Annotated in this window: 5 protein-coding genes; 3 read left to right on the plus strand and 2 right to left on the minus strand. The window is 41.1% G+C overall.

Going from position 1 to position 5,493, the window contains the following annotated elements; all coding sequences use genetic code 11:
* Together B2X72_RS09695 and B2X72_RS09700 are read left to right on the plus strand one after the other, a co-directional pair.
* Window positions 1-262 (plus strand): hypothetical protein (locus B2X72_RS09695; RefSeq protein WP_286849382.1); only part of this gene is annotated, 262 nt, incomplete at its 5' end.
* Window positions 263-395: 133 nt separating this feature from the next.
* Entirely contained in the window at window positions 396-2,153 is a 1,758-nt protein-coding gene (locus tag B2X72_RS09700; protein ID WP_075991793.1) for an aromatic amino acid hydroxylase, read from the plus strand.
* A 97-nt stretch (window positions 2,154-2,250) separates the two neighbouring features.
* Here B2X72_RS09700 and B2X72_RS09705 read toward each other — a convergent pair whose 3' ends face one another.
* Both B2X72_RS09705 and B2X72_RS09710 read right to left on the minus strand, forming a co-directional pair.
* The gene (locus B2X72_RS09705; RefSeq protein WP_075991794.1) at window positions 2,251-3,150 is read right to left on the minus strand and encodes a flavin reductase family protein; all 900 of its coding nucleotides are present in this window, start codon (window positions 3,148-3,150) and stop codon (window positions 2,251-2,253) included.
* 10 nt (window positions 3,151-3,160) lie between these two features.
* Complete coding sequence (locus B2X72_RS09710; RefSeq protein WP_075991795.1) at window positions 3,161-4,135, minus strand: fumarylacetoacetate hydrolase family protein; 975 nt, start codon at window positions 4,133-4,135, stop codon at window positions 3,161-3,163.
* Between the two features lie 317 nt (window positions 4,136-4,452).
* On the opposite strand from B2X72_RS09710, the gene B2X72_RS09715 reads away from it, so the two are divergent.
* The coding region (locus B2X72_RS09715) for a homogentisate 1,2-dioxygenase (protein ID WP_286849386.1) at window positions 4,453-5,493 on the plus strand (1,041 nt) is incomplete at its 3' end.

Raw genomic sequence — 5,493 nt, forward strand, 5'->3', positions numbered from 1 at the left:
GTTTCAGAGCAAGAAATTAGAAGAAAAGGCTTTTGAGGAGGTGTCGGGTCAAACATTGCGCGAACAGTTTGGTGAACAGATTAAACTGGTCGATCTATGTCATTTCCTAAAGGGGGCAACAAAGTCGGCGATGCGAAGATTGATTATAGGCGGTGCAGTGCAGATCGATTCAATAAAACAGCTGAATCCGGAGCTGATGCTTGATTTGAATACTTGTTTTAAAATTAAATTAGGTAAAAGGGCTTATTTTAGAGTTATCTAGTAAGGTTTGTGAGGGTATACTTTTTTAATGTTTTGCTAAAAGTAGTAAAATAACATCGTGGTCCTTTCTTAAACCATAAATAATTTCTACCTTCATATAGGAGTCTCATACTTTATTTTCATACCAATTATAGATGGAAACATATAATAATATTGTTTTGGAGCGGTTGCCCAAACATTTGAAACGCTATGTAGTAGCCCAACGATATGAACGTTATACCGCGCTGGATCAAGCATTGTGGCGTTATGTCATGCGTCAGAATTATTCTTTCTTGAAAGATGTAGCCTACTACCCTTATATTCCGGGATTGAAGAAAGCAGGATTATCCATCGCGACCATCCCGAACCTACAGGACATGAACGATAGTCTAAAATTAATTGGCTGGGGGGCTGTGACTGTGGATGGATTTATTCCGCCGGCTGCTTTTATGGAATTTCAGGCGCACCGCGTACTAGTTATTGCTGCAGACATACGTCAATTGGAACATATCGAATATACACCGGCACCAGATATTATTCACGAATCTTCAGGACATGCACCTATAATCGGTGAGCCAGATTACGCTACATATTTGCAGTACTTTGGGGAGGTTGGTACGAAAGCACTTTCTTCGGGCAAAGATTTTGAACTCTACGAAGCTATTCGCCACCTATCTATTTTAAAAGAACACGCTACAACAACGGCGGCTGAGTTGGCGGAAGCAGAGAAAAATTTGCAGATCATTCAAGATAATATGGGCGAGCCTTCGGAGATGGCATTGTTGAGCAGGTTGCATTGGTGGACTGTGGAATACGGACTTATTGGAGATCTTCATAACCCCAAAATTTATGGAGCTGGTTTACTGTCTTCTATTGGAGAAAGCGCAAGCTGCATGCAGGAAGATGTGCCTAAGTTGGCGTATGGTTTAAATGCAATCGAATATCCTTATGATATTACCAAACCACAACCACAGCTATTTGTTACACCGGATTTTGAACACCTAAAGCTCGTATTGGATAAATTTGCTGATACCATGGCTTTTCGCGTAGGGGGAAAACAGAGCCTTGACAAGGCAATAGACTGTAGAGCTGTTTGCACTGTGGAATATAGTTCCGGTTTGCAGGTGTCGGGCGTTTTTAAGCTGGCCAACGCAGATAAAAATCTCTCTTATATTCAAACACATGGACCTACAGCTTTGGCGGTAGCAGGTAAACAGCTTGAAGGCCACGGTATCATTTATCATAGCGAAGGGTTTGGCTCCCCTGTAGGACACTTGCGCGGTGCAGATAGTGACTTAGCCGATTTTGATGAAGCAACATTGATTCAATATGTTGTAGTGGAAGGGCAGCAGTGTTCGTTAAACTTTGCTTCAGGGATTATTGTATCGGGAATTGTTCAAAAGATTGTACGTCAATTTGGCAAGATTGTTTTGATTTCATTTATAGGATGCGAGGTATACCGTAGCGATAGGGAAGAGGTGTATTTTAAACCTGAATGGGGAACATACGATATGGCTGTCGGAGCGGAAATAGTATCTGTATTTGCAGGCGCTGCGGATAAAGATGCCTATGATGCGCTGGAGGAGCATTTGGATAAGGATCTATCTTCAATACCTGCCGAAACGGAAGATGTAAAACTAGTGAATTGTCATGCTGCGATACGGAATTTGCGGGACAACGGTTTTGATCAGAAAGTATGGCTGGAGATTTTCAGTCAATTGGGACCGGAAAATGCAGATCATTGGTTAGGTTTGGTTGAATTATTTGAAATTGCCCAGGCTAATGATGGAGGGGAATTAACTACTCAGGCCGAACAGAGGCTCTTGGAATTTATTATCCGATATCCAAATTTGAAAAAACTGATTGATGATGGATTGCGTGTTGCTAAGGAGGAAGATTTAAATAACCACTAAAAAGTATTATATGTGAAATTGGCTGTAAAAAAGGCGATATAAAAAAAGAGAGCTATTAAATCTATGTAGAGCTCTCCTTTTTTACTGTCTATTTAAGCTATGCCTGCAAAAGTATTTGCCAGGCTTCATTAAGTTTGCCCGCGTCTAATAGTTGGGCAGCATATTCGTGAATTTTTTGTGTGAACTTTGATGGGCTGTCTTCAAAGTTTAGCTTCAGATAGTTGAAGTACTTATCTTCTTGCTGTGGGTCTTTTAATGTTGGTCGTGTTTCTACGTTGGCCAGCAACCCCAGGTGATTTCCGGTTAATACATTCGAAAATCTAATTTTTTCTGGAAGTTGGTCTATGCCAATTCCCAGGTTACGGAGGGGCTTCGGTACAATAAATAAGTTTTCGTCGGTTACACGACAATACCAATCACCACCGAGCCGGGCTACCAGATCCAAATCTTTTTGTTGAATGGTATTGTTCTTGCCCAACAAGTGTTTATGGACATGCATATAGAGGATCTCGGCAATAACGAGATTTCCAGCTCCTGGCTCATCGCTTAATGCGACAACCTCTCTGACCCGACATTCCAGCTGGACTGGGGATTCGGCTACACGAGGTGGTGCAACTCGGATAGAGGGAATGGGCGTAAAACCCGACTTATCAAATTCATTTATTTCCTTGCCATATTCGGTACTGGCAAGTGATTGTTGCTGGACCATATCGTAGTTAACAATATTGATGACAACTTCATTAACCTCCTGTATATTATCCAATGTATGTTTGGTACTACCATCACGCATGCGTCGCAAGGGAGAGAAAACACAGATTGGCGGCTGATGGGACATCAGGTTAAAATAGCTGAAGGGGCTTAAATTTATGTTTCCATTGCTATCGATCGTGCTTGCAAAGCAAATTGGCCGCGGTGCAACAGCATACTTAATTAAATTATCTATAATAGCTTTGTCTTTAACAGATTCAAAGGTGATGGTTTCAAAGGAAGAGGTCATATCCGTAGATTTATGAATGGTATAATACAATAGAATTGGAAAGTTTTCCGAGCGCCGTGATTTCTAATTCAATCTCATCGCCAAGGTCGAGCCATTGGTCTTTATGATTAGGATCCGCTATGCGTGCTGTACCATTGAGCTCAAGAAAGCAGCCTGTTCCGACTGTCCCAGAACCGATTATATCACCAGGGGAAATTTGTACACCATAGGAAACACGTTCAATAATTTCTGCAAAAGTCCAGTGCATACTCGCAAAATTACCCGCTGAGACTTGCGTGCCGTTTACTTTACAAGTCATATTGAGCTCATAACAGTCGCCAATATGTCCTGCTGCAGGTTGAACCTTATAAGGTTCCAATTCATCCTTTGTCACCAAGTAAGGTCCAATTGCTGTTGCAAAATCTTTGCCCTTGGCAGGGCCCAAACTCAATTTCATTTCCTCCATTTGGAGTTTTCTGGCACTAAAATCATTCATAATCATATAGCCAGCAATATACTCATCTGCCTGAGCGGCGGGGATATTGATTCCTGGTTTGTTGATGACTATTGCAATTTCTAGTTCGAAATCCAGTTGATTTAAATGTAGGGGCATGCATTGAACGGGACCAGGTCCCTGTATGGACTGATGGTTGGAGAAATAAAAAACGGGAAATTCATCAAATTCAGGGATCATAGCTAATCCGCGGTTTCTTCTCGAGGTTGCGACATGCTGTCGAAAAGCGTAAGCATCACGAAAAGATGTTGGCTGTGGCACGGGGGCGATGAGTTGGATATCGTCTAGTAGACGATAGGGCCTGTTCATAGCTCCTTGACGCAAAGCTGTTTCAAAGATTTGTAGCTGATTCATGGTCTCTTCGCCACCTTTGAGGAAGTCCGACATCGTTGTGGGAAGGTTTTGATCGATGACTGAGCAACTATAAAAGCGGTCGTCTATAACAATGCCCAATTCTTGTTGACCATTTTTAGTGCTAGTGACAATTCTCATATATGAAGTGTTCTATTTGGTTATTCAATGTTGTTAGCATTCGACACAAATATATTGTATAAGATTTGAAAAAAATATTTCTTCTCTTGAAAATAGAAAAATATTCTTACCTTTATTAAAGCATTATAAACTATAAAAAATGATCAATCGTGGTGTACATCGCTTTGCGTCCTCCATGCCCTATGTTGCTTTTAATAAAGCAATCATAGCTGATATCGTTTTTGCACAATACTAATCTTCTCTTTTACTACTTGCCGATAGTTCTATTGGCAATTTGGATATTCATTTAATTTTATAACCGTTTAAATCGTAGAATTATGCCATTTTATGTTAAACAAGGGCAAATTCCAATGCAGCGACATACTGTTTTTAGAAAGCCCGATAACACGCTTTATGCCGAGGAATTAGTATCCACACATGGTTTTTCCAGTCTTTATTCCTTAGTGTACCATTGTCATCCACCCACACTCGTTAAACAAATAAGAGAGCCTTATGATGTGTCTCCCCGGATTGCCCGCGACAAACATCTTAAACATACCAGTCTAAAGGGATTTCAGGTACAGGCAAAAGATGACTACCTCGAAAGCAGGACACCTGTGTTGGTTAATCAGGACTTACATATATCCTTAGCAGCTCCCCGTCGGTCGATGGATGACTATTTTTATAAAAATAGCCAGGCAGATGAGATTGTCTTCATCCATCAGGGGATGGGGAAACTCAAGACTGGATATGGGAGTATCCCCTTCAAGTATGGAGATTATTTGGTAATCCCCCGAGGAACGATTTATCAAATGGAATTTGAACAGGAAGATAATCGACTGTTTATTGTTGAATCATTCTCTCCCGTACGTACGCCCAAACGTTATCGCAATGAATTTGGTCAATTGATGGAACATGCGCCCTTTTTTGAGCGGGACATTCGGGTACCTCAAAATTTGGAAACTTTTGATGAACTGGGTGACTTTGAAGTGATGATCAAGAAGCAAGGGATGATTTATCCGTATGTTTATGGGAGCCATCCATTTGATTTTGTTGGTTGGGATGGCTATCATTTTCCATGGGCATTTTCGATTCATGATTTCATGCCGATAACAGGTAAATTGCATCAACCGCCACCCGTTCACCAGACCTTTGAAACAGACAATTTTGTCTTATGCAGTTTTTGCCCTCGTATGTATGATTACCATCCTCATTCGATTCCAGCACCATATAACCATAGTAATGTAGATTCAGATGAAGTCCTATATTATGTGGATGGCGATTTTATGAGTCGAAAATCCGTGGAAAGGGGACAGATAACGTTACATCCAGGTGGTATACCGCATGGACCTCATCCAGGGACGGTGGAAAAAAGCATT

Origin of the sequence: Sphingobacterium sp. UBA7253 (assembly GCF_002472745.1) — a bacterium.
In the GTDB taxonomy this organism is placed as follows: Bacteria; Bacteroidota; Bacteroidia; order Sphingobacteriales; family Sphingobacteriaceae; genus Sphingobacterium; species Sphingobacterium siyangense.